At 64.1% G+C, this 24,163-nt stretch carries 25 protein-coding genes; 14 read left to right on the top strand and 11 right to left on the bottom strand.

The features are described from left to right. Positions 1-62 precede the first annotated feature (62 nt). The 5 genes from X268_RS27070 to napE are packed head-to-tail and all read right to left on the bottom strand — an operon-like array spanning position 63 to position 4,235. Positions 63-716, bottom strand: a complete 654-nt coding sequence (locus X268_RS27070; protein ID WP_128927760.1) for a NapC/NirT family cytochrome c — start codon at positions 714-716, stop codon at positions 63-65. Beyond that, a complete protein-coding gene (locus X268_RS27065; protein ID WP_128927759.1) occupies positions 713-1,216 on the bottom strand; it encodes a nitrate reductase cytochrome c-type subunit in 504 nt (167 codons plus the stop codon). The genes X268_RS27070 and X268_RS27065 overlap by 4 nt, the downstream gene beginning before the upstream one ends. Further along, on the bottom strand, positions 1,180-3,693 hold the full coding sequence (napA, locus tag X268_RS27060; RefSeq protein ID WP_128927758.1) for a nitrate reductase catalytic subunit NapA: 2,514 nt from the start codon (positions 3,691-3,693) through the stop codon (positions 1,180-1,182). The genes X268_RS27065 and napA overlap by 37 nt, the downstream gene beginning before the upstream one ends. A gap of 16 nt (positions 3,694-3,709) precedes the next feature. Beyond that, entirely contained in the window at positions 3,710-4,024 is a 315-nt protein-coding gene (locus X268_RS27055) for a chaperone NapD (protein WP_128927757.1), read from the bottom strand. A gap of 25 nt (positions 4,025-4,049) precedes the next feature. Continuing rightward, positions 4,050-4,235: a periplasmic nitrate reductase, NapE protein gene (napE, locus tag X268_RS27050; RefSeq protein WP_128927756.1), complete on the bottom strand. Its 186-nt coding sequence runs from the start codon at positions 4,233-4,235 to the stop codon at positions 4,050-4,052. A gap of 268 nt (positions 4,236-4,503) precedes the next feature. Here napE and X268_RS27045 point away from each other — a divergent pair, with 268 nt between their 5' ends. The 4 genes from X268_RS27045 (at position 4,504) to X268_RS27030 (ending at position 8,545) form a co-directional block, all read left to right on the top strand. After that, positions 4,504-5,706: an LLM class flavin-dependent oxidoreductase gene (locus tag X268_RS27045; RefSeq protein ID WP_164937953.1), complete on the top strand. Its 1,203-nt coding sequence runs from the start codon at positions 4,504-4,506 to the stop codon at positions 5,704-5,706. Between the two features lie 129 nt (positions 5,707-5,835). Beyond that, positions 5,836-6,612: a helix-turn-helix transcriptional regulator gene (locus X268_RS27040; protein ID WP_128927754.1), complete on the top strand. Its 777-nt coding sequence runs from the start codon at positions 5,836-5,838 to the stop codon at positions 6,610-6,612. 250 nt (positions 6,613-6,862) lie between these two features. Beyond that, complete coding sequence (locus X268_RS27035) at positions 6,863-7,987, top strand: AI-2E family transporter (RefSeq protein WP_128927753.1); 1,125 nt, start codon at positions 6,863-6,865, stop codon at positions 7,985-7,987. Positions 7,988-8,095: 108 nt separating this feature from the next. Next, entirely contained in the window at positions 8,096-8,545 is a 450-nt protein-coding gene (locus tag X268_RS27030; protein WP_128929401.1) for a potassium channel family protein, read from the top strand. 11 nt (positions 8,546-8,556) lie between these two features. Here the strand turns inward: X268_RS27030 and X268_RS27025 are convergent, their stop codons facing one another. Further along, positions 8,557-9,243, bottom strand: a complete 687-nt coding sequence (locus tag X268_RS27025; RefSeq protein ID WP_128929400.1) for a helix-turn-helix domain-containing protein — start codon at positions 9,241-9,243, stop codon at positions 8,557-8,559. 306 nt (positions 9,244-9,549) lie between these two features. Here X268_RS27025 and X268_RS27020 point away from each other — a divergent pair, with 306 nt between their 5' ends. Both X268_RS27020 and X268_RS27015 read left to right on the top strand, forming a co-directional pair. Further along, complete coding sequence (locus X268_RS27020) at positions 9,550-10,173, top strand: response regulator transcription factor (RefSeq protein WP_128927752.1); 624 nt, start codon at positions 9,550-9,552, stop codon at positions 10,171-10,173. A gap of 175 nt (positions 10,174-10,348) precedes the next feature. Then, positions 10,349-10,717 (top strand): response regulator transcription factor, encoded by a 369-nt coding sequence (locus X268_RS27015; protein ID WP_128927751.1) that lies wholly within the window; start codon positions 10,349-10,351, stop codon positions 10,715-10,717. 14 nt (positions 10,718-10,731) lie between these two features. Here the strand turns inward: X268_RS27015 and X268_RS27010 are convergent, their stop codons facing one another. Genes X268_RS27010 through X268_RS27000 form a run of 3 tightly spaced genes read right to left on the bottom strand, consistent with a single transcriptional unit; the run spans position 10,732 to position 13,931 of the window. Beyond that, positions 10,732-11,319, bottom strand: coding sequence for an invasion associated locus B family protein (locus X268_RS27010; protein ID WP_128927750.1), 588 nt, complete (start codon positions 11,317-11,319; stop codon positions 10,732-10,734). Positions 11,320-11,342: 23 nt separating this feature from the next. Beyond that, complete coding sequence (locus X268_RS27005; protein ID WP_128927749.1) at positions 11,343-12,230, bottom strand: alpha/beta hydrolase family protein; 888 nt, start codon at positions 12,228-12,230, stop codon at positions 11,343-11,345. A gap of 12 nt (positions 12,231-12,242) precedes the next feature. Next, a complete protein-coding gene (locus X268_RS27000) occupies positions 12,243-13,931 on the bottom strand; it encodes an aspartate:alanine exchanger family transporter (RefSeq protein WP_128927748.1) in 1,689 nt (562 codons plus the stop codon). Between the two features lie 136 nt (positions 13,932-14,067). On the opposite strand from X268_RS27000, the gene X268_RS26995 reads away from it, so the two are divergent. The 4 genes from X268_RS26995 (at position 14,068) to X268_RS26980 (ending at position 19,799) form a co-directional block, all read left to right on the top strand. Then, positions 14,068-14,748, top strand: a complete 681-nt coding sequence (locus tag X268_RS26995) for a YoaK family protein (RefSeq protein ID WP_128927747.1) — start codon at positions 14,068-14,070, stop codon at positions 14,746-14,748. Positions 14,749-14,877: 129 nt separating this feature from the next. Then, positions 14,878-17,631 carry a beta-eliminating lyase-related protein gene (locus X268_RS26990; RefSeq protein WP_128927746.1) on the top strand — a complete coding sequence of 918 codons (2,754 nt, stop codon included), beginning with the start codon at positions 14,878-14,880 and terminating at the stop codon, positions 17,629-17,631. Between the two features lie 18 nt (positions 17,632-17,649). After that, positions 17,650-19,350: an aspartate:alanine exchanger family transporter gene (locus X268_RS26985; protein WP_128927745.1), complete on the top strand. Its 1,701-nt coding sequence runs from the start codon at positions 17,650-17,652 to the stop codon at positions 19,348-19,350. Between the two features lie 14 nt (positions 19,351-19,364). After that, positions 19,365-19,799: a hypothetical protein gene (locus tag X268_RS26980; RefSeq protein ID WP_128927744.1), complete on the top strand. Its 435-nt coding sequence runs from the start codon at positions 19,365-19,367 to the stop codon at positions 19,797-19,799. A gap of 43 nt (positions 19,800-19,842) precedes the next feature. Here X268_RS26980 and ppk2 read toward each other — a convergent pair whose 3' ends face one another. Next, positions 19,843-20,643 (bottom strand): polyphosphate kinase 2, encoded by an 801-nt coding sequence (ppk2, locus tag X268_RS26975; protein ID WP_128927743.1) that lies wholly within the window; start codon positions 20,641-20,643, stop codon positions 19,843-19,845. Positions 20,644-20,659: 16 nt separating this feature from the next. Beyond that, the gene (locus X268_RS26970; RefSeq protein ID WP_128927742.1) at positions 20,660-21,112 is read right to left on the bottom strand and encodes a hypothetical protein; all 453 of its coding nucleotides are present in this window, start codon (positions 21,110-21,112) and stop codon (positions 20,660-20,662) included. Between the two features lie 163 nt (positions 21,113-21,275). Here X268_RS26970 and X268_RS26965 point away from each other — a divergent pair, with 163 nt between their 5' ends. From X268_RS26965 to X268_RS26950, 4 genes are all read left to right on the top strand, one after another. Next, positions 21,276-21,701, top strand: a complete 426-nt coding sequence (locus X268_RS26965; protein WP_128929399.1) for a hypothetical protein — start codon at positions 21,276-21,278, stop codon at positions 21,699-21,701. Continuing rightward, a complete protein-coding gene (locus X268_RS26960; protein ID WP_128927741.1) occupies positions 21,694-22,929 on the top strand; it encodes an HlyD family secretion protein in 1,236 nt (411 codons plus the stop codon). Before X268_RS26965 ends, X268_RS26960 begins: the two co-directional genes overlap by 8 nt. Positions 22,930-23,069: 140 nt before the next feature. After that, positions 23,070-23,855, top strand: coding sequence for a DUF2092 domain-containing protein (locus X268_RS26955; RefSeq protein ID WP_128927740.1), 786 nt, complete (start codon positions 23,070-23,072; stop codon positions 23,853-23,855). Then, a complete protein-coding gene (locus X268_RS26950) occupies positions 23,852-24,136 on the top strand; it encodes a hypothetical protein (protein ID WP_128927739.1) in 285 nt (94 codons plus the stop codon). Before X268_RS26955 ends, X268_RS26950 begins: the two co-directional genes overlap by 4 nt. Positions 24,137-24,163: the final 27 nt, after the last annotated feature.

Genomic DNA, 24,163 nt, shown 5'->3' with positions numbered 1-24,163 from the left:
ACGCGATTCGCCTCCCTCAAAACTAACCATTCACACCGGCCTTTCAAGCCGGGCCGACGGTCCTACTGCCAGCCGGGAACGCCGCGCATGTCGGGCAACTGGTGGGCGATGCCCTTGTGGCAGTCGATGCAGGTCTTTTCCTTGGTGAACAGGAAGCGCTGGTGCGCCACCGAGGCTCGCGGCGACTGCTTGGTGATGTCCATGGAATCGGCGCTGTGGCAGTTGCGGCATTCCAGGGAGTCGTTGGCCTTGAAGCGCGCCCATTCGTGGATGGCGAGCTCGAGCCGATGGTCCTGGAATTTCTCGCGCGTGTCGATGGTGCCGAAGATCTTGCCCCAGACCTCCTTCGAAGCCTGCATCTTGCGCGCGATCTTGTCGGTCCAGTTGTGTGGGACGTGGCAGTCCGGGCAGGTCGCGCGAACGCCGGAGCGGTTGCTGAAGTGGATGGTCGATTTCAGCTCGGCGTAGACGTTGTCCTTCATCTCGTGGCAGCCGGTGCAGAACTTCTCCGTGTTGGTAAGTTCCAGCGCGGTGTTGAAGCCGCCCCAGAAGATCACGCCGGCAACGAAGCCGGCCAGCACGAGGGTGCCGAGCGCGAACACCGAGCTCGGCCGGGTCAGCACCCGCCAGAGCTCCAGCGCAAAGTCCCAGCTTCGTCCGATCAAGCCGCGCTTGACCTTCATCTCGGCATTGGGCTCCTCGGCGGTCGTCGTCATCGCCGGCCACCGGGGGTCGAGCGAGACAGCAGCGTGTCGATGTCGGTGAAATCGTTGCTGACCGGCGGATTGGCCGTATTCTGCGGCACGTGGCATTCCGTGCAGAAGAAGCGACGCGGCGAGACCGAGCCCAGGAACTGGCCGTCACGATCCATGAAATGCGTGATCGAGACCATCGGCGCCTGCGATTCCGCCGTGCGCGCACGCGCATGGCACGACAGGCATTTGTTGCCGTTGAGATCGATCTGGTAGCCGTCGATGGTGTGCGGAATCACCGGCGGCTGCTCGGGATAGTTTCGCACTTCCTTCTCCGAGGTGTTGCGGTTCGGCAGCATCGGCGGCGCCGGACCCTCGTCATTGAGTGGGGACGGGCCGCGCAGGCCCGACGTCACGGTCTGCGCGGTCAATGAGCTCGCGCCCGCCGCGATCGCGAAGGCGATGAGGACGATTGCGGATCGTTTTATCATGACAGGTTCACCCGCTCGATGCGCACGGCGCATTTCTTGAAGTCGGTCTGCAGCGAGATCGGATCGGTGGCGTCGAGCGTCACCTTGTTGATCAGCTTGGATTCGTCGAACCACGGCACGAAGACGAGGCCACGCGGCGGCCGGTCGCGGCCGCGCGTCTCGACGCGGGCGCGGATGAAGCCGCGGCGGGAGACCACCTTCACCTCGTCGCCCCGGCGCAGCTTCATGTCCTGGGCGTCATCGGGATGCATGAAGCAGACCGCTTCGGGGAAGGCCTTGTAAAGCTCGGGCACGCGGCGCGTCATGGTGCCGGAATGCCAGTGCTCCAGCACGCGGCCGGTCGAGAGCCAATAGGGGTATTCGTTGTCCGGCGATTCCGCCGGCGGCTCGTAAGGCAACGCGAAGATCCGGGCCTTGCCGTCGGAATGGCCGTAGAACTGCACGTCAGTGCCAGGCTTGACGTAGGGGTCGCTGCCTTCGCGGAATCGCCACTTCGTCTCCTGGCCGTTGACGACCGGCCAGCGCAGGCCGCGCTCGCGGTGATAGGCGTCGAACGGCGCGAGGTCGTGGCCGTGGCCGCGACCGAACTGGGCATATTCCTCAAACAGGCCCTTGTGGACGTAGAAGCCGAACGCCTTGGATTCGTCGTTGGCGTAGCCAGGCTCGATGTCGGTCACGGGGAATTTGTCGACCTGGCCATTCTTGTAGAGCACGTCGAACAGCGTCTTGCCGCGAACTTCGGGCTTCTTGGCGATCAGTTCCTCGGGCCAGACCTCCTCGACTTTGAAGCGCTTGGAGAACTCCATGAGCTGCCAGAGGTCCGACTTCGACTCGCCGGGCGCCGAGACGAGCTGATGCCAGAACTGGGTGCGCCGCTCGGCATTGCCATAGGCACCCTCCTTCTCGACCCACATTGCCGTCGGCAGGATCAGATCGGCGGCAAGCGCCGTGACCGACGGATAGGCATCCGAGACCACGATGAAATTGTCGGGGTTGCGGAAGCCCGGATAGGTCTCCTCGTTGACGTTAGGGCCGGCCTGCAGATTGTTGTTGACCTGCACCCAATAGGCGTTGATCAAGCCATCCTTCAGCATCCGGCTCTGCAGCACGGCGTGTGCGCCGTTCTTGTCGGGAATAGTACCTTCGGGCAGCTGCCAGATGTGCTCGGCGTGGTCGCGATGCGCCTTGTTGGTCACGACCATGTCGGCAGGCAGACGATGCGAGAAGGTGCCGACCTCGCGCGCGGTGCCGCAGGCCGAGGGCTGGCCGGTCAGCGAGAATGGGCTGTTGCCGGGCGAGGAGATCTTCCCGGTCAACAGATGGATGTTGTAGACGAGGTTGTTGCACCAGACGCCGCGGGTGTGCTGGTTGAAGCCCATGGTCCAGAACGAGACAACCTTCGTCTTGGGATCGGCATAGAGCTCGGCCAGTGCTTCGAGCCGGTTCAGCGGCACGCCCGACATCTGCGCCGCCTTCTCCAGCGTGTACTCCGAGACGAACTTGACGAACTCGTCGTAGCTCATGTCGGTGGAGTCGTTGGCTTTTGCTGCCCCCGTCGCCTTCTTCTGCAGCGGGTGGTCGGGGCGCAGCCCATAGCCAATGTCGGTCTGGCCGCGTTTGAACACCGTATGCTTGGCGACGAAGTCCTTGTCGACCCGGCCGGTCTTGATGATGTGGTTGGCGATGGCGTTGAGGATGTAGAGGTCGGTCTGCGGCTTGAACACCATGCCGATGTCGGCGAGGTCGAACGAGCGGTGCTCGAAGGTCGAGAGCACGGCGACGCGCACATGCGGCGCCGAAAGCCGACGATCGGCGAGGCGTGTCCACAGAATGGGGTGCATCTCCGCCATGTTGGAGCCCCACAGCACGAACGCGTCGGTCGCCTCGATGTCGTCGTAGCAGCCCGGCGGCTCGTCGATGCCGAAGGTGCGCATCATGCCGGCCACGGCCGAAGCCATGCAGTGGCGCGCGTTGGGGTCGATGTTGTTGGTGCGGAAGCCGGCCTTGAACAGCTTCGAGGCCGCATAGCCTTCCCAGATCGTCCACTGGCCGGAGCCGAACATGGCGACGCCGTTCGGACCGCGCTTCTTGATCGCGTCCTTCCACTTCACCTCCATGATGTCGAAGGCTTCGGTCCAGGTAACAGGCGTGAACTCGCCGTTCTTGTCGTACTTGCCGCCCGTCTTGCGCAGCATGGGCTGCGTCAGCCGGTCGTGGCCGTACATGATCTTGGAGAGGAAGTAACCCTTGACGCAGTTGAGGCCGCGATTGACCTCGGCCTTGATGTCGCCATGGGTGGCGACGACGCGGTTGTCTTTGGTGGCGACCATGACCGAGCAGCCGGTGCCGCAGAAGCGGCAGGCGGCCTTGTCCCATTTCATTTCGCTGTTATTGCGCTCGGTGACGAGATTGGCGGCGAGCGCCGGAGCGGGCATGCCGGCCGCGGCGGCGGCAATGGCGGCTGCCTCGAGCTTCAACATCTGGCGGCGGTCGAGCTTGGGCGATGTCATGATGGCTCTTCCTGACTCAGGTGGTTTCGATGGCGTGGAAGACGAGCGCCGCGGAATAGATGTTGGGCAGCGACTGGATGGTGTTGAGCAGGGTGCCGAGGCTGCCGGCATCCGGCGCTTCGGTGACGACGACGAGCTTGCCGCGCGGATCGCGGCCGTGGATCTCGCAGCCCGGCAGGGCGGCGATCTCGGCTTCGAGCTCGGCGAGACACTCGGGACGCGCCTGTACCAGGATGCTGGCGATCTCGGCGCCTGGCGGCGCGATGATGCGGTCGGCGCTGAGCACCCGGCCGGTGATCAGGGCGCGGCGATTGAGTGTGGCGTTGGCCATGATGCCTGTCTTTCGCTGGGGAGGATCAATGCGAGGCGGGCGGCGGGCCGGGAGGGCCGGCAAACATCTGGTAGATCCAGACGCCGAGGCCGTAAGAGCCGACGGTCCCGACCGCGAGCACGGGCATCACGACCGCGGTCAGGAACAGGAAGGCGAAAATCTCCATGCGCTTACGGCGCACGCGCGACATCGCGTCGTCAGGGGCCGACATATTCGGTCTCTCAAGATGTGATGGAATCGGGACGGCATCCGGGCCGTTGCCTTAGTGAACTTGATGATGCATTCGGGCCGCAACGGCGTTGATCTGGATCAACATGTCGACTTGCGCGGATGTCGCGGCGCCGGGGGGCGAGACGAACCGCGCTTCGCACGGCGGGTGGCGGATCATTCTCCCGCGCGGCGGAATTGCCGCTTTTGTAGACAGCTTCGCCCCACCCTTTAAGATGAGCTCAACAACAATAATGCGGGAGAGCGGCGCCATGAAGTTCGGCATCTTCTACGAGCTACAACTGCCGCGGCCCTGGGCGGCCGGCGACGAGCTGAGGCTCTACCAGAACGCGCTGACGCAGATGGAGCTCGCCGACAGGCTCGGCTACGACCATGCCTGGGTGGTCGAGCACCACTTCCTCGAGGAATATTCGCACTCGCCGTCGCCCGAATCGTTCCTCGCGGCGGCCAGCCAGCGCACGCAGAAGATCCGGCTCGGCCACGGTATTCTTCAGCTCACCACCAACCATCCGGCGCGTGTCGCCGAACGCGTCGCGGTGCTCGACCTGCTCTCGAACGGCCGCTGCGAGTTCGGCATGGGCGAGAGCGCGTCCATCACCGAGCTCACCCCGTTCGGCCGCGACATGGCGACGAAGAAGGAAGTGTTCGAGGAAGCGGTCGCTGCGATCTTCCCGATGTTTCGCGATGGCGGCAGCGAGCATCACGGCAAGTACTTCGACATCCCCTTGCGCAACGTCGTGCCCAAGCCCGTGCAGAAGCCGCATCCGCCGCTGTGGATGGCGTGCTCGCAGCTGCCGACCATCGAGCGTGCCGGCCGGCACGGTTTTGGCGCGCTCGGCTTCCAGTTCGTCAGCGCGGACGCCGCGCACGCCTGGGTGCACGCCTATTACAATGCCATGACCAAACGGCTCACCAGGCTGGCCGACTACGAGATCAACCCGAACATGGCGCTGGTCTCGTTCTTCATGTGTGCCAAGACGGACGAGGAAGCGCGGGCGCGCGCCGACGGTGCCACCTTCTTCCAGTTCGCCCTGCGCTTCTACGGCGCCTCGCAGAACCGCCAGCGGCCCGCGCCCGGCACCGTCAACATGTGGGACGAATACAACAAGTGGAAGCGCGACAATCCCGAGGCGCAGGAGGCGGCGCTGCGCGGCGGCCTGATCGGCTCGCCCGAGACAATCCGCAAGAAGCTGAAGCGCTTCCAGAGCTCGCATATCGACCAGGTCATCCTGCTCAACCAGGCCGGCAAGAACAGCCACGAGCATATCTGCGAATCGCTCGAGCTGTTCGGCCGCGAGGTGATGCCGGAGTTCCAGAACGATCCGGCACAAGAGGCCTGGAAACGGGGCGTCATGAGCGGCGAGATCCAGCTCGAAGAGATCGACACCGAAGCCTTCACCGACCGCTACGGCAAGCTTGCCATCAACGTCGCACCGGCAAAGGCAGCGGGCTGACGCTCTTGCGCTGCAGCGCGCCAGCGGTGCTGCGCAGAGCCGGACTCAGGGCGGCATCCGAATGGCCTGCTTCCGGCACGCCATCCGTGCTGCTATCCTTCTGCAAAAGAACGTCCGTCGGAGGAAGCGATGCGGCCGGGTGGAATGCCCTCAAGTCTGGCGGTTGGTGACGTGACGCCCGCGGTGCTCGCCATTGGTCGCCCCGACTTCCCGAACATCCTCATCGACACGTTGCGAGGCCAGGCCGGTGTCGGCCATTGCATGGTGTTCGCACTCAACCGCGCCGGTGGTGCGACCTGCCTGCTCGATGCCGGCAACATCCCGATCGGCGGCGATCTTGGTGCGGCCTATGCCGGCCAGTTCCACGAATCTGACCCCAACCGCGATACGCTGTTCGAAGGCGAGGGCGGCGGGCCGATCATGTTGCCCGCGTTCGCGCCGCGCATGTACGGCGCGCGCTACCGCAAGATATTCTTCCAGGATTCCGGCATCATCGACAAATGCGCCACCGCGATCTGGGCTGGCGACAGCTGCTTCTACGTCAACTTCTATCGCATTGCGGCCCAGGGCCGCTTCACCACGGCGCAGCGCGAGCGGCTTCAGGCGATCGCACCGGCGATCAGCGCCAGCGTGGCGCGCCACTTTCAGAGCAAGGCGACGCCCGAGCCGTCTCTCGCCGAATTGTTCGCGACCCGGGCGCCGCTCGCTTCTCTCACGCCGCGCGAGCAGGAGGTCTGCCGCCGCATCCTCGCGGGCTTCAGCTCCGAGGCGATCTCGCAAGGACTCGGCATCAGCCTGCATTCGACACTGACCTATCGCAAGCGCGCCTATCAGCGGCTCGGTATCTCCTCGCAGGGCGAGCTGTTTGCGATCGTGCTGCAGCTGCTGACGCGCAGCCTGAACTGAGGCATCTCCTCGAGGTCGGTGATGCCGCTTCCGAGAGCAGGCGGCCACACGCGGCCTCACCTTCGGGGCGTTCGGGATGCGTCGAACCGCGTGCGCATCGCGCGTCACGAGCGGTCTGCAATTGGCTGCATGCGCGGCCGATCCCGTCAAGCAACCGAACATCCGGCTTGATCTGGATCAAGCCTTCGAGGCGGGCCGCACCGCTTGCTACGCGGCAGCGCGCCGTCCGTTGACCAGGAGGCAACGAGCCTTGAAGACGCTTCGCCAGCTTCTATCCGCGGAGGACATCGTCCAGTTCGTGATCCGGCTCGGCCTGCTCGGGCTGCTGATTCTGTGGACCTTCATCGTTATCCGACCCTTCGTGCCGATTTTGAGCTGGAGCGCAGTATTGGTCGTGGCGTTTCATCCGGCCTTCGCCTGGCTCTCCCAGCGCCTCGGCAACCGTCCGCGAACCGCCTCAGCCGTTCTGACCCTGATCACGCTCGGCATCGTCATCGGTCCCGCCGCCTGGCTGGGCGTGAGTGCGGTTGAAGGGCTCCGGGACCTTGCGGGCCAGATCGGCAGCGGAGATCTCGTGCTTCAGGCGGCGCCGGAGCGGATCAGGACCTGGCCCCTGATCGGTCCGCAACTCTACGCGTTCTGGAATCAAGCCTACACGAACATCCGGACTGCGTTGCGCGAGGTGGCGCCTTATCTGAAGCCGCTCGCCGGGATGATGTTGTCGTTCGCGGGTGACACCGGCATCGGAATGCTTCAATTCCTGCTGTCGGTGGTCGTCGCCGGCTTCCTGCTTCCGCACGGGGCACAGCTTGTTGTCGCGCTCCGCGGCTTCCTGCGGCGCATCGTGCCCGACCAGAGCGAGCACTTCCTGGAGCTCGCCGGCGCCACCATCCGCGCCGTCTCGCAGGGCATCATCGGTGTCGCCATCGTGCAGGCCCTGCTGGCGGGTATCGGTTTCAAGCTCGCCGGCCTGCCCAGCGCAGGGCTGCTCGCCGTCGTCGTGCTCCTGCTGTCGATCGTTCAGATCGGCGCGGCCATCATTCTTGTTCCCGTGTTGGTCTGGATCTGGACCGACAAGGACGTCACCGTAGCCCTGCTCTTGACCGTCTATCTTGTCGTCGTCGGTCTGCTCGACAACGTCCTGAAGCCGCTCCTGATGGGGCGAGGTCTGACGACGCCGACGCTCGTGATCCTGATCGGGGTCATCGGTGGCACGCTCGCGCATGGCATCATCGGACTATTCATCGGGCCGATCATCCTGTCGGTTGCCTGGGAATTGGCGGCAGCGTGGATCGGGATCGCCCACGCTGCTCCGGCGCGGACAGATCAGGCTGGCGTCGTCGCGACGGAAACCGTCGAGGCACCGTTGAGCTAGATCAATCGACCCCTCGGCCGATCGGTGGGAGCATGATCACCAGGGATGCGATCCCTGCCGCCGATCACGATGAGCAGGGCCGCCAGAATTGAGGTCCGGTTCGCCGCCATGATGCTGCAATTCCTTGTCGGCACGCTGGTCAGCGTGATCAATATCGGGCTCCACGCGCTCGTGACGGTGGTCGCCGTGACCATCGCCCGCGGTGCGGGCCTGCGCCATACCAGCCGGCCGAGGCTGCATCTCATGGGCGTCATGATCGCGACCGCCGTCGTGCTGAAGATCGCCCACATGCTCGAAATCCTGATGTGGGCCATAACCTACAATCTCGTCCGGCCCGCGGCTGCCGACCGGGATCTGCTCTACTTTGCGTTCGTCAACTACACCACGCTCGGCTACGGCGACATCACGCCGGTGCGCGAATGGCAGCTGATCGGCCCGCTGACCGCCATGAATGGCGTTCTTCTGTTCGGCTGGTCCGCCGCCATCCTGTTCGAGGTCTTGCGCAAGACACTCGAGCATCTCGGGCTGACGGAGCCGCCCGGCTCACCGCGGATCTGATGCGGTCCGTCTCAGGACTGCAGATCGAGGCTGGCGAGCTGGTCGCGGTCGAGCAGCACGATCTGGCGCTGCGTGTTGCCGACGAAGCCGAGAACGCCAAGCTCGTGCAGCCGCGACAGCGCCCGCGAGACGGTCTCCAGAGTCAGGCCGAGATAGTCGGCGATGTCGCGCCGCGACATCGGAAGCGCCATGACGCTGGCCGCCGTCAGGCGCTTGTCCATTTCGAGCAGGAAGGCCGCGACGCGCTCCAGGGAGGTCTTGCGGCCGAGAAGCAGCATGTGGTCTTCTGCATGCTGGAGGTTGCTTGTGGTCATACTGAGCAGGTTTCGGGCCACCATGGCATCGCTCTCGGCCACGTTTTCGAGGCTTTGCCGCTTGATCAGCCGCACCGTGGTGTCGATGATGGCTTCCGTCGTGAACCGGTGCTCGCTGCCGTTCTCGAGTCCGAAAATGTCGCCAATGAGGTGAAATGCCCCGATTTGCCTGCGGCCATCCGACAGCAGCTTGTAGCTTCGCACCGCGCCGGACTTGACCTGGTAGACATACTCGGCCGGCTCTTTCTCGCCGTAGATCTCCGAGCCTTTTCGGTAGGAAAATTCGCTTAAACTGACCAGCGCATTTGAGTGATTTGCCATGCCGAGGTCACGGAGGGTATTGGGGCGCAACGACGCGGAATCCGTTGTGATGCGAACGAACATAGGCCAACTCCTCAGCTTGCCGCCGAATTGGTCTGTCAGTCGGTATATTCCAAGCCGGATATGTGCCGCGCTATCGCACTCCCGCCGAAGTTGATTTTCGGCCAAGGAAGCATTCTTATCCATTGTCCCAAGGTTCAATGTACCAAAGGACGCCACCAGCGATTGCTGCGCGGGATGAGATGTTGGGGGCCCGGTGGAAGATGCGACATATTGCGAAGCAGAAATTCCCGTCTTCAGGCTTGAAGATGGCCTTGAATGACCAAGCACATCAAACCGTTCTCATTCAACCGGGCGAAGAGGTGAAATGTGCCGGGCCTCGTTCACGTAGTCGATGACGACGAGTCCTTTCGGACAGCGATCGAGCGCCGGCTGAAGCTCGCGGGATATGAGGTCGCGACCTATGCCTCGGCCCGGGAGCTGCTGGACTCCCCGCCGGACGACGGGCAGATGGGGTGTATCCTGCTCGATGTACGGATTCCGGACCTGAGCGGTCCCGATCTGCAGGCGCGGCTGATCGCGTCCGGTTCGATGCTGCCCATCATCTTTCTGACCGGTCACGCCGACACGCCAACCACGGTGCGCGCGATCAAGGCGGGTGCGGAAGACTTCCTGACCAAACCGATAAGCTCCGAGCAGTTGCTCGAGGCGATCGAGCGGGCGCTGGCCAGCCAGCAGACGGCGCACGCCCAGCGCAGCCGGCTCGATGCGTTTCGTCGCCATCTGGCCACGCTGACGCAGCGCGAGCGGCAGGGGTTTGATCTGATCGTGCGCGGCCGGATCAACAAGCAGATCGCGCACGAGATCGGAACCACCGAGCGCACGGTGAAGGCGCACCGCCATCAGGTGATGGAGAAGATGCAGGTTCATTCGCTGGCGGAGCTGGTTTCGATCGCAGAGCGGCTCGGAATGCTCGATCCGGACGGGCATTAGCTGCTTGGTCGAAGCGTCGCGGTTCCCTCGATGTGCCTGCCCCAAAGGACAATACCGGGGCGTGTTGACAGCGCATGGTGAGCCGTGTGCAATGATGGACGAGCGCCCGCGTTGAGAATGCGGCGCGATCGTATCCGGTATCCCCCTCGTCGTCTTTCCGGAAAGGCAAGTCGTCTTGCCCCAGCGCGCGTCCGTTTTTGTCGTCGATGACGATCCGTCGATGCGCGCCAGCATGGACCGGCTTCTGCGCGGACACGGCTTCGCCACCACGCTGTTCGACACGGCGGGTGCCTTGCTCGATCATGGCAGGTTCCACGTCGCGATTTGCATCATCCTCGACATCGATCTCGGCGCAAGGTCCGGCATCGAGGTGCGGCGAAGTCTGACCGAGCAGGGCGTCGAAGCGCCGGTGATCTATGTCACCGGCAATGACAGCCCGACAAAGCGTGCCGCCGCGCTGGCCTCGGGCTGCATTGCCTATCTGACCAAGCCCTTTGCGGCGCAAGCGTTGATCGATTCCGTCGAGCGCGCCCGCGCGGCGTGACTGCACGCCAACGGTCATTCCTCGACATATTGCTCGAGCGTCCTGGCCGGCGCACCCTTGCGGGCGGAAGCGAATTGCGCCAGCGGAATCGAGGCCGTCAGGGCAAGAAGATTGGAATCGACGACTTCGAGCAGAAGCGCCTTGCCGGTTTCCATCTCCTTGATGATCTTTGGCGGCGCGACGTCGGCCGCGATGCATAGATTAGTGAGACACCAAGTGTAGGGCAGGTGGAAGGCGTTGCCCTGGTCGACGTTCAACTTTGGTGGCTGCTGCAGGTACATGCCGGCAGGGACGAAAAGTTGCAGGCGGGCCGTGGCAGCGTCCTCCCGTTCGATCAGGTCGAGGCGCACGGCGGTCTGTCCGGTCGCGAATTGGCCGGTGATCGAGGTGCGGCACAGGGTGGGCGCACCGCCGGCCTTGAAGCACATTTTCTGCCAGCTGCCATAGCTGATGTCCTTGGCTTCGCGCTGGCCGCGCGTTGCGACCTCGGCGGGCTTGCCGCCTTGCGCCGCCTTGGGCGCGGCGGCGGCGGCGGAGGTCACGGCGCTCCCGAGCGCGGCAACCATCAAGAGACGCAAGAGCGGGTCAAGGGGGCGATGCATGGTCATGTCTCCGCTATCCCGGTTCATTTCTGCGCATCGAGGAACTTTGTGACCAGCGGCGACCACAGCGGGATCGCGTCCGGCGAGCCGATGAAGAAATGGCCTTCGTTGCCGAATGGCGGCATCAGATGATATTCGGCGCGGCCGCCGGCGGCGGTGAAGGCCTGATGCATGCGCTTCGACAGATCGGGTCCGAAGAACGTGTCGTTCTCGATGTAGATCCACAGCATCGGCACGCGCGAGGTGCGGCCGAAATCCGCGGTGGCCTCGACCAGCCTGTCGGGTGCGCAATTGTTGTTCGGCTTGCCGCCGACCCGGCCGCCGCGACCGGCAGCGAAGGTGATGATCGCCTTCACCTGCGGCGGATTCACGCTGGACAGGGCGATGGAAGCCCAGCCGCCGGCGGACTGTCCGACCACGATCACATCCTGTGGAAGGATGCGCTTCTCGGCGGACAAATAGTCGATGATCCAGAGATCGACTTGCGCCACCGCAAGGCCCGCGTCGCGGAAGTTCGGATTGGTGCACTTGCCGACCTTCGAGAAGAACGGTCCGTAGAGCGCGCGTTCGGGGATGTCGATGGCGGCTGCGCCATAACCGCTGCCGACCGGCGCGACCACGAGATAGCCGCGCCTCGCGAACCATTTGGCGGCGTCGCGGAATTCCACCAGCGGAAAGAAGCTGCGCTCGGTCGGGTTCAGCGAGACGCCATGGTTCATGATGACGAGCGGGAACGGGCCGTCACCGACCGGGCGCACCAGATAAGCAAACATCGGCAGAGGCAGCGGCAGGACCCAGACCTCCTCCTGGATGCGGACGTCGTCCTCGGTCCGGGCGGGCGCGGTGAAAGCTGCCCACGCGACCAATATGGCGGCTGCGTAGCCGAGCGCCGATTTGACTTGCTGCCTCATGAGGAGACTCCATCATCCGCTGTAGGTTGCGGCTACGATGATCGGTCCGAGGACGGTGAGCACCACGTTTCCGACCGCGTAGGGCACGGCGACGCCGAGAACCGGCGTCTGGCTCTCGGCGACCTCGCATGCGCCGGTCACCGCGGCATCGACTGTCATGGCGCCGGCCAGGGCGCCGCAGGTTATGACCGGATTCATGCGCAGCACGTGGTAGGCAAACAGCGTCGCGACAATCAGCGGCACGATTGTGATGACCAGTCCCATGCCGACCAGAAGCAGTCCGTGAGCCTGGATCGCGGCCCAGGCGGCCGCGCCGTTGCCAAGGCCGATCGCTGCGATAAAGCCGCCCAATCCAAGATCGCTCAGGGTCTGTTGCGCTGCCGGAGGCAATGCACCCATGGTCGGCTTGCGCGACCGCAGCCAGCCGCAGACGAGGCCGGCGATCAAGGCCCCGCCGCCACCGCCGAGCGTCAGGGCAACGCCGCCGATCTTAAAGCTGACGAGCCCGGCGAGCAGGCCTGCGGCGATGCCGGCGGCAAGAAACGCGATGTCGGTGCGATCGCCCGAGCGCAGGATCTGGCCGATCGCCTTTGCCGCACGTTCGATATTGCGGGTGCTGCCGACGAGCGTCATGACGTCGCCGACATAGACCCGCGTGTCCGCACTTAAGGGCACCTCGCGGCCCATGCGGCTGAGCGCACGCAGAAAAACGCCGCGGGCGTCGGTGCCGACGCGCGTCGCGATCTCCTGGATCGAGCGGCCATGGAGATGGCGATTGTCGACGAGCACTTCCAGCACGTTGCCGGGGACGGCTTTCAGGATCTCGTCGGCATCGATTTCGGTGCCGATGATCGGCCTGGCCGCGACAATGACCGCAGTGCGCCCCGCAATGACGATGTCGTCGCCGGCCTCGAGCACGGTCTCCAAATGCGGCTCGACGTCCGCGCCTTGGCGGACGATGCGCTCGATGACCGTGCGGCTTCCGATTTCCTCCTCGATCGACTTGACGGTCCGGCCGGCGCCCGCGGTCACGCGATAGGCGCGCGCCTGGAATTTGCGATAGGACAGGTTTTCGGTCTTCGGCGGATCGCCGCCGGCGAGCTCCGCCTCCAGCTTCTTGGCCTCGGCCTTCAGGTCGATTCTCATCAATCTCGGCGCAACGAAGGGGACGAACAGCAGCGTCAGGATATAACCGAGCACGTAGGTCACCGCGTAGCCCGCCGCGATGTTCGCCTCCTGCTGGCTCAATATGTCCTTGGGCAGGCCGAGCTGGGCCAATGCGCCCGACGCCGTTCCGATCACCGACGATTGCGTCAGCGCTCCGGCCGCAATCCCCGAAGCGGTGCCGGGATCGAGCCCGAAACCGTGAGCGAACAACAGCACGATGGCGAGACCCGTACCGCCCAGCACCAACGCCAGAGCCACCTGGGCGAGCGTGCGGACGCTCAGCGATGCGAAGAATTCGGGGCCGGATCGATAGCCGATCGTGAACACGAACAGGCTGAACAGGATCACCCGCAACAACGCGGGAAACGCGAAATGGCCGAGCTGTCCGAGCAGCACGGACACGATGAGGATGCAGGCGGTGGTACCGATGGCGAAACCGCGGACCCTGATGCGACCGAAGATGGTGCCGATCGCGATCGCGAGCAGCAGAAATATCTCCGGTGCAGCGGTGATGATCCACCTGACGGTTTCCATGGTCGCATTCCCCCGGCGCGTTGACGCGATTTGATTGGTGCTGCCAGGACATTTGCTTGATCCAGATCAAGCCTCAGTGGAGACGAGGCGATGCCTATGGCGCGATGGACCGTTCGCGACAGCGCCTATTGCCGACATGAGCACCCTGGACGTCGCAGCCGGAGCGATCCGCCGGGACGAGACGGTCGGGATCGTATTGCTGCTCGCCTTCGCCGGCGGCTATATCGACGCCTACACTTGGATCATCCACGGCGTGATGGCGAATGCCCAGACCGCCAATCTGATCTTACTCTGGGTCTATGCGACCGCCGGCAACTGGACGGAGGCGCTGCACTTCGTGCCGCCGATCGTGGCTTTCGTCTTTGGCGTCGTGATCGCGGCATGGCTGCGCCGTGCCGCCGGCGAGCGCGCCAATGCGATCAGCACCCTGGTCGAGATCATCCTCCTCATTGCGGTCGGCATCCTGCACAATCGTCTGCCGGATGCCGCCGGCACGCTCGGTATCTCCTTCGTTGCGGCGATGCAGGCTGCGACGTTCACCAGGGTCGAAGGCACCGCTTGCAGCACGGTGATGCTCACCGGCAATCTGCGCCAGGCGATCGAGACGATCTTCGCGGTCGCGTCCGGCGGCGCGCCGGTCGGAACGCTGCGCCGCTCGGGCATCTTCTTCGCGTTATGTGCCGTGTTCGGTTTCGGTGCCGCGGCCGGTGCTTTTGCCACCAAGAGCATCCCCGATCTTGCGCTGGGCCTGCCCGTGGTGGCGCTGTTGCTCGTGTTGCTGCGCTGCGAAGGGGCGCGTTCGGAGGGCGGGCGATGAATCGGCCATCCGCTCCGGCCTGGATACGGCCCCGGCTCTCAGAATGCACGTGACCGTTGACTTGGATCAATGGAGCGACCGGCGGCCCACTCACGATCCCGCATCACTCGCAAGGATCGGGAGAGACAGATGTCCAAAGAGGCGAAGCCCGCACATCATCGCATCGACCAGTTCTTTTCCGGCCCGGGAGCGCGGGCGGACGACTGGCGGGACCTCGTGGAGGCGGCAAAGACCTGGGCTCGCGTGGGCAATCGCGCGGCCTATGATGCGGCGCTGGCCGATCTCTCGATCACCGAAGAGTATCACGGCTATCCCGGTCTGCAGCTGATGGCGGCGCTGCGGGAAGCCGCGGCTGCGGGGGACGGTGCGACGTCGTTCGCCCTTGCAACGAGGATTGCCCAGGCACTTGCGACGCGATCCTTCCGCCAGCATGCCGGCGATTGGAGCGCCAGGGATGAAGGTAATGGCGATGCGCCCGAGCTGGTGCCGCCGAGCTTCGGCGCGCATGTCGCGCGCCGGCCCTATTTCGAGACCCTGGTCGTCACCGGCGTGTCATCCTCCCAATGGCCGACACTGGCCGCGGAATGGCGCAAGCTGCGACGCCCGGTCGATGCTTTCATCTATGAACCTGTCATCGTCGGCAGCCTGGAGGACGCTTTCTGCGCGACGATTCTCAATCCGAACATCGGTGCGGTTATCGTCAACGACGGCTTTGGGCTGCGTTCGCGCCACGATGCGCCGGTGCTGCGCTCGATCATGGCCTCGGCCGGCCTCAACGACGAAACCGACGCCTCGGCGCTGCGGCTTGCCCAGATCATCAAGCGCGTCAGGCCCGAGCTCGATCTCTACATGATCTCCAATCGCGACGTGGAGGAGCTGGCCGGCAATCCCGAGGCCAGCGTCGTCCGCCGCATCTTCTATTCGGTGGAAGAGCTTCTGGAGCTGCACCTGTCGATCCTGGAAGGCATCCAGGATCGCTACGACACGCCGTTCTTCGATAATCTCAAGAAATACGCGCAGCGCCCGATCGGCACTTTCCATGCGCTGCCGATCGCTCGCGGCAAGTCGATCTTCAAGTCCGACTGGATCCGCGACATGGGCGAGTTCTACGGCCCGAACCTGTTCCTGGCCGAGAGCAGCGCCACCACGGGCGGCCTCGACAGCATGCTGGAGCCGACCGGCAACATCAAGAAGGCGCAGGAGAAGGCGGCGAGGGCGCTCGGTGCCGATCGCGTCTTTTTTGTCACAAACGGCACTTCGACGTCGAACAAGATGGCGGTGCAGGCGCTGCTCGCGCCCGGCGACATCGCGATCGTCGATCGCAACTGCCATAAGTCGCATCACTACGGCATGGTGCTGGCCGGTGCGCAACCGCTCTACGTCGAAGCCTTCCCGATGACGGAATATTCGATGTACGGCGCGGTGCCGCTGAAGACCATCAAGCAGGCGCTGCTCAACGCCAAGGCCGATGGCCGGCTCGATCGCGTCAAGATGATCGATCTGACCAACTGCACCTTCGACGGCCACATCTACAACACAAGGCGGGTGATGGAGGAATGCCTCGCCATCAAGCCCGACCTGATCTTCCTCTGGGACGAGGCCTGGTTCGGCTTCGCGCGCTTCTCGCCGTTCCTGCGCCGCCGCACCGGATTGGGCGCGGCCAACGAGATCGAGGCGTGGATGCGCGATCCCAAGTCGGTCGCGGCCTATGAGAAGCAGCAGGCCGAGCTCGGCAAGAATCCGTCCGACGAAATGCTGCTCAAGACCCGGCTGATCCCGGACCCGCGCAAGATCCGGCTGCGTGTCTACCAGACCAACTCGACCCACAAGTCGATGTCGGCGATCCGCCAAGGTTCGATGCTCTCGGTCAAGGACGTCGAATTCCACACCGTCGAGCAGCAGTTCAAGGAGGCGGTGTTTACCCACGCCTCGACCAGTCCGAACCAGCAGCTGATCGCCAGCCTCGATATCTCGCGGCGGCAGATGGAGCTGGAAGGCTATGGCCTCGTCGCCAATGCGATCGAGATCGCGTTCGCGATCCGCCAGGCGGTCAACAACAATCCGCTGATCTCGAAATATTTCCGCATCCTCGGTGCCGACGCCATGGTGCCGGCGCAATACCGCCAGAGCGGCTTCACCGACTTCCTCGCGCCCGGCGTCAACTGGGCGAACACGCTCAAGAGCCTGGACGACGACGAGTTCTGCCTCGACCCGACCCGCATGACGCTGGTGTGCGGCATGGCCGGGTTCGACGGTACGCAGTTCAAGGGGATTCTCGCCAACGAGTACAACATCCAGGTCAACAAGACCTCGCGCAACTCGGTGCTGGTCCAGTCCAACATCAACAACACCCGCAGCGATGTCGCACATCTCATTCGCGTGCTCGCCGAGATCGCGGGCGAGATCGACCGCGGCCTTGCCCAGGGCGGCGCCAATGCCCGGAAGACCTTCGAGGCACGGGTGACGAGCCTGATGAAGGATGTGCCCGACCTGCCGAACTTCTCGCACTTCCACCCGAGCTTCCGCGGCGATGCCGGTACCAAGACCAACGAAGGCGACATCCGCAGCGGCTTCTATGCGGCCTATGACGTCGCCGGCTGCGAGCACATCCGTCTCAACGATCCCGAGATCGATCGGCGGCTGAAGGCCGGGCCCGAGCTCGTCTCGGCCAATTTCGTCATTCCGTATCCGCCGGGCTTCCCGATCATGGTGCCCGGCCAGGTCATCACCCAGGAGACCATCGACTTCATGCGCAAGCTCGATGTGAAGGAGATCCATGGCTACGACGCCAAGGAGGGCCTGAAGCTCGTGCGCAGCGAAGCCTTGGCGAAGCTCGGCCGGCCAAAACCCGGCGCGCAGGCGAAGCTCAAGGCCGCATCCTAAGGCTTGGAGGGGACCAACATGCAGGCATTTTTCCAGTTCCTGCAGCAGTACCCGTATCTGCTGCTGTTCTTCGTGGTCGGTCTCGCCGTCTATATCGGCCGGGCCAGCATCAAGGGTTATGGCCTCGGCATGGTCGCCGGTGCCATCGTGGTCGGCGCGGGCATCTCGGTCTGGGCATCCAGCTACGGCGTGAAGCTGGAGCTGAACAACTTCGCCAAGAGCCTGTTCTACTATCTCTTCATGTATGGCGTCGGCCTGCGCGTGGGCCCGTCCTTCGTCAACAGCCTGAGGGGGGACGGCATCAAGTTCCTGTTCCTCGCGGTGGTGTCGAGCGTGATCGGCTTGGCGCTGGTGGTGCTCGGCGCAAAGCTGTTCGCGCTTCCGCCAGGAGCGGCCGGCGGCATGCTGGCGGGGTCGCAGACCATGTCGGCAGCGATCGGCTCGGCCGAGCAGGCCGTCACGTCGGGAGTCGTGAAACTGCCTCCGGGCATGAAGCCTGAGGATGCCTCCGGCATGATCGCCCTGTCCTACGGGATCACCTATATCTGGGGCACCGTCGGCATCATCCTGATCTGCAAATATCTGCCGCGCTGGTGGGGCGTCGATGCCAAGGCCGCTGCGAAGCAGTATGAGCAGGAATTCGGCGTCAAGGATCTCGAAGGCGGCGGCCTGACCGGCTATCGCCAGTTCGGTCTGCGGGCCTACCGCTTGGAAAATCCCGCAACCGTCGGGATGAGCATCGCCAAGTTCCGCGCGATCAATCCGGAATACCGGATCGTCAATGTCGGGCGTAATGGCGAGCCGCAGGGCGCTGATCCTGATCTCGTGCTGCAGAAAGGCGATATCGTCGCGCTGGGCGGCGCGACCGAGCATCTGACCGAGAAGATGGGCCTGATTGGTCCGGAGGTCGCCGACGCCAAGACGCTCGGCATACCCATGGACCAGGCTGAGATCGTGGTCTTCAACAAGGACGTCGTCGGACGTACCTTCGAATCCTTCCGCGAGACGGCGATCGCCGGTCAGTTGCAGGTGACCAAGGTTGAGCGTGGCGGCGTGCAGATCCCGGCCGGTCTGAAGACCAAGCTGGAACGCATGGACATCGTCTCGGTGGTCGGCCTGAAATCGGCGGTCAATGAGCTCGGCGAGATGTGGGGCCGCATCGCGCGTGCCAACACCTCGACCGACCTGCTGACCCTGTCGATCGGCATGATCATCGGCTTCCTCATCGGCATGGTCGAATTCCCCGCCTTCGGTGCCAAGGTTGGCCTCGGCAACGCCGGCGGCCTGTTGCTGTCCGGCGTGCTCGTGTCGTCCATCGTGTCGCGGCTGCGCTTCTTCGGCAACACGCCGAATGCGGCGCGAAACGTGCTCGAGGATCTCGGCCTCGTCGTGTTCGTCGCGATCGTCGGCGTCAATGCCGGCGCAGGCCTGTTGGCCCAGCTCACCGGTGCGGTCGCGCTGAAGATCTTCATCGTCGGCTTCATCGCGTGCACGATCCCGCCCTTCATTGTCTGGGCGATCGGATTCCACGTCTTCAAGATCAATCCGGCGGTGCTGATGGGCGGCGTTGCCGGCGCGCGCTCGCATTCCGGCCCGTGCCGCGAGGCCGCGGTCGAGATCCAGAGTTCCGTGCCCTGGATCGGATTCCCGGTTGGCTACGCCGTCTCGGGCATCCTGCTCACCATCTTCGGCTACTTCGCGATGATCCTGGCTCAATAAGGGGAAAATGCATCATGAGAAAACTGACCTTCGGCGCCGTCCTGGTCGCCTCGCTCGCTGCCGTTGCCGGCTTCAGCACGTCCGCGCGTGCCGACACCGGCCAGGTTGCGGTCGTTTTCACCAAGGGTGGCTTTATCGTTGGCGCCGGTGGCGGCGAGGGCGTTCTGCTCTACCGGGGCAAGAAATACCCATTCACGGTGTCCGGCATGAGCGTGGGTCTCACCATCGGGGCGTCCACCACGAAGTTCGTCGGCCGCGCGCTCAATCTGAAGGGGCCGGCGTCGATCGAAGGCTCCTACGCGGTGGGTGGAGCGGGTGGGGCCATTGCTGCAGGCGCCGGCGCCGTGCAGCTGCAGAACGGCAATGGCGTCATCCTTCAGCTCAGCGGTCCCAGGGTCGGTGCGGAAGTGTCGGCCGCCGTCGGCGGGGGCACGATCCGTCTGAAGTGATCGGAACAGCCGGCGGGCTGCGTCACCGCGGCTCGCTCGCGCTTCAATATCGTTCGGCGACGAAATTCATTCCCTTCAGGCTGGCCTGGTCGTTGTAGCGTCCCTTGTCGGCGCGCTTCGGCAGCTTGATCTTGTCCTTCTTGATGCGTTTGTAGGGGATGGCGCCCAGAATGTGGGCGATGCAGTTCAGTCGCGCTTTGCGCTTGTCGTCGGAGCGGACGATGGACCAGGGCGCATCCTTCGTGCTGGTCTTCTTCAGCATCAGGTCGCGCGCCCGCGAATAGTCGTACCAGCGCCGAAACGATTCCAGATCCATCGGACTGAGCTTCCATTGCCGCACCGGGTCGTCGATGCGGGCCTTGAAGCGGCGCTCCTGCTCGTCCATGCCGACCTCGAGCCAGATCTTGACCAGGATGATGCCGCCGTCGATGACGTATTTCTCCATCTGCGGGCATAGCGTGAGGAAGCGCTGGTGATCCGCGGGGGTGCAGAAGCCCATGACGTATTCGACGCCGGCGCGGTTGTACCAGCTCCGGTCGAAGATCACGATCTCGCCGCCCGCCGGAAACCGCTCCATGTAGCGCTGGAAGAACAGCTGCGTCTTCTCGCGGTCGGAGGGCGCGGGCAGGGCGACGACCCGGAACACGCGCGGGCTGACCTTCTCGGTGATGGCCTTGATCGTGCCGCCCTTGCCGGCGGCGTCCCGGCCCTCGAACAGGATGATGACGCGAAGCTTGTTCTCCCGCACATAGTCCTGGAGGTGACACAGCTCGACCTGGAGCTTTTCGAGCTCCTTCTCGTAATCCTTCCGCTTCATGCGTTCCGCAGCTGCGCCCTTGGCCATGCGACCCTTCCCTCTGCTAATCGTCCCAGGAAATGGTCACGCCGATGTCGCCGGGCACGCCGCCAGGAAAATCGATGATCTGATAGGCGATGCGATAGCCGCGCGGCTTCAGATAATCGGTCCAGAGCTGGAAGATCTCCTTGGGGATTCCGGTCAGGGTGTTCTCCCATCCCTTTTCCATCTGGTTGATGGCGCGTCCCTTGTCGGTGCACAGCGAGTTGGGGAAGCGATAAACCATGACTTCCGTGAGGCCGTTGCGCACCGCACGCTGGATGATGGTGGAGGCGAGCTTGATCTTCTCCTCCTCGCTCTTGCCGGAGGGTTTGCTCAAGCGTTCGATCAGCGCGCGCTTCTCGGCCTCGGCTGCGGCGGCGAGGCGGACATATTCTTCCGCCTTTTCAGCTTCCTTGAGAGCGGCTTCCTTTCGAATCTGGGCGGCGCTGGGGATGAGATCGTCTAGGCCGGGCATGGCGAGCGGCTCCTGATGGTTGTCCAATCAGCATGCCGGAAACGCTAGGGCGGGCAGAGCGCGTTCCCTTGACTCAAGTCAAACAAACGCGAACATACCCGAACACAATACCGCACCTGCACGTTTTGACCGGGAGAGACGCGTGAGCGATCAGCTTCATCCGATGGCACCGCATCATCTGCCGTTCTATCTGGCGCCGGGCAGTGGGACCGATACGCTGATGGTGGTGATGGGCGTGTTCCTGATCGGGATCGTGCTCTGGGTCGGCACGCTCTATTGGAAGCTGCACAGCCTGCCGGAGCGGATGGCGCACAAATCGCAAAAATTGCAGTTCGAGTTCGTTGCGGTGCTTGGCCTGATCTCCCTGTTCACGCACATGCACATCTTCTGGATCGCCGGCCTGCTCCTCGCGATGGTCGATCTTCCGGATTTCGGCACGCCACTGCGCAGCATTGCAGGGTCCGTCGAGAAGATCGCCGACGCGACGCCGGCTTCTGATGCGGGCGAAGTCCAGGCCGAGGCCGCCGTCGCGCCGCCTGCCGCGGACAAGCCGGGGCCCGCCAAGGAGAAGGAGCCCAGCCATGCTTGAGCTGCTGATCTGCTCGCTGGTGACGATCCTGCCGGACTATCTCTACCGGCGCTACGCGCAAGGAAAGCGCCTCGGCAAGGAGATCACCCTCTTCTCGGTCTGGCACGAGCTGCGTTGGGGCATCACCAGCTGCCTGATGCTGACGATCTCGTTGATCACGATGATCTTCTATTTCCATCCGGCAACGCCGTCCGCGACGCTGTACTTCCGCACCGTGCCGATCCTCCCCGAAGGCTCGGGCCGCGTCGCCGAGGTCAAGGTCGGGTTCAGCGCGGCCGTGAAGAAGGGCGATGTCCTGTTCACGCTCGACAGCTCGAAGCAGCAGGCCGCGTTCGAGACTGCCAAGCGGAAGGTAGCGGAGGTCGACGCCACGATGCAGACGGCGCAGGCCGACGTGGTCAAGGCCGAGGCGCAGATCGGAGAGGCGAAAGCCAACTACCAGCAGGCCAGGGACGAGCTCGAAGTCAAGACCGAGCTCCAGCGCCGCAATCCGGGCATCGTTCCGCAGCGGGATATCGAAAAGCTCCAGGTGCTGGTCGATCAGCGCCAGGCGGGCGTCGATGCCGCGACGGCCGCGAAGCAATCCGCATCTCTGCAGGTCTCCGTCCTGCTGCCGGCTCAAAAGGCCAGCGCCGAGGCCGCGCTCGACCAGGCCCGGGTCGATCTCGACAAGACCTTCGTCCGTGCCGGTGTTGACGGGCGGGTCGAGCAGTTCCTGGTTCGCCCCGGCGACGTCGTCAACCAGCTGATGCGCCCGGCGGGCGTCCTCATTCCGGAAGAGGCCGGCCGAAAGGTCCTACAGGCCGGCTTCGGTCAGATCGAGGCGCAGGTGATGAAGACCGGCATGGTCGCCGAGGCAGCCTGCATATCGAAGCCCTGGGTCATCATCCCGATGGTGATCACGACCGTGCAGGACTACATCGCGGCCGGGCAATTCCGGTCCGGCGAGCAATTGCTGGAAGCGCAGAATGCGGTCCGTCCCGGCACGATCCTGGTGTTCCTGGAGCCGCTCTACAAGGGCGGCCTCGACGGCGTCACGCCGGGCTCGAGCTGCGTCGTCAATGCCTACACCAGCAACCACGAGGAAATCTCGGCCAAGGACACCCCGACCAGCCGGAAGATCGCGCTGCACGTCGTGGATGGCGTCGGCCTCGTGCACGCGCTGCTGCTGCGGATCCAGGCGCTGTTGCTGCCGATCCAGACCCTCGTGCTCAGCGGCGGGCATTGAACGGCGAGAAGAGGACGGAGCAGATCGGGGTCGCGGGACATCACGCTGGAATCTTAGCGAGAAGATTCCCGAGCCTTGACTCATGTCAAGCAAGTGGGTGGCCGGCGCATCTCAATGTCCTCATCCGAGGAGGATACGCGATGAGATCAACAACGACCCTTCGTGCGACATTGCTCGCAATCGGTGCAGCGACGTTGCTGGCTGCCGCCTCACCCGCCCGTGCGGATGATCCGGCCAAGATCCTGAAATTGATGACGGACTATCTGACCAGCCAGAAGACGCTGTCCGCCACGTTCGACAGCGACATCGAGATCATCACCCCCGAACTTCAGAAGATCCAGTTCGCGAGCTCCGGGCAAGTCAAGCTGGGCAGGCCCGACAAGCTGCGCGTCAGGCGCACCGGCGGCTATGCCGATGTCGAGCTGGTCTATGACGGCAAGACCCTCTCGCTCTACGGCAACGACGCCAAATCCTACATGCAGGCCGAGATGGCAGGCACGGTGGACCAGATGATCGCCGAGATGCAGTCCCATTCCGGACTCGGCATGCCCGGTACCGATCTGCTGCTCGCCAATGCCTTCGAGGAGCTGACGGCCACGGCCACCGAGGGCAAGCATGTCGGCCAGGGCGTGATCGACGGCGTCGAATGCGAGCATCTGGCGTTTCGCACGCCCGAGACCGACTGGCAGATCTGGATCGAGACGGGCGCAAAGCCGGTGCCGCGCAAATATGTGATCACCAGCAAGACGGTCACGGGCGCACCGCAATACACGCTGCGGACCAGGGATTGGAAGACCGACGCCTTTGCCGAGGATACGTTCGTGTTCAAGGCGCCAGCCGGCGCGATCAAGATCGACATCAACTCGGTCGCGATGGCCGATTTCGACGAACTTCCCCCAGGCACACCGACAGGAGCCAAGAAATGATCACGCTGCGAAAAACCATGATTGGCGCGGCCGCGATGGTCGCCTTCGCCGTCGGACTGTCCTGGAATGGCGCATCCGGCATCGGCGAAAGCAGCTTCCTTGCGCAGGCGCAGGCGCGGGTGGGGCGGCCGCTCACACCTATGAGCTATGCCGGCGTCGCGCGTCGGACGACGCGCCGGGCGGTCGCGGTCGGGGCCGCGGCGGGAGCCGCCGGCGCCTATTATGCGCCCTCCTGTGCGCAAGTCGTGGACGTCTATGGACGGGTCGTCACCCGCTGCTGAGATCCGCCTCGGGCTGTCCGCGCGCCG

Origin of the sequence: Bradyrhizobium guangxiense, from assembly GCF_004114915.1 — a bacterium.
In the GTDB taxonomy this organism is placed as follows: domain Bacteria; phylum Pseudomonadota; class Alphaproteobacteria; order Rhizobiales; family Xanthobacteraceae; genus Bradyrhizobium; species Bradyrhizobium guangxiense.
Note: the sequence above shows the minus strand (reverse complement) of the source record. Positions and strands in the feature narration are given on the sequence as shown.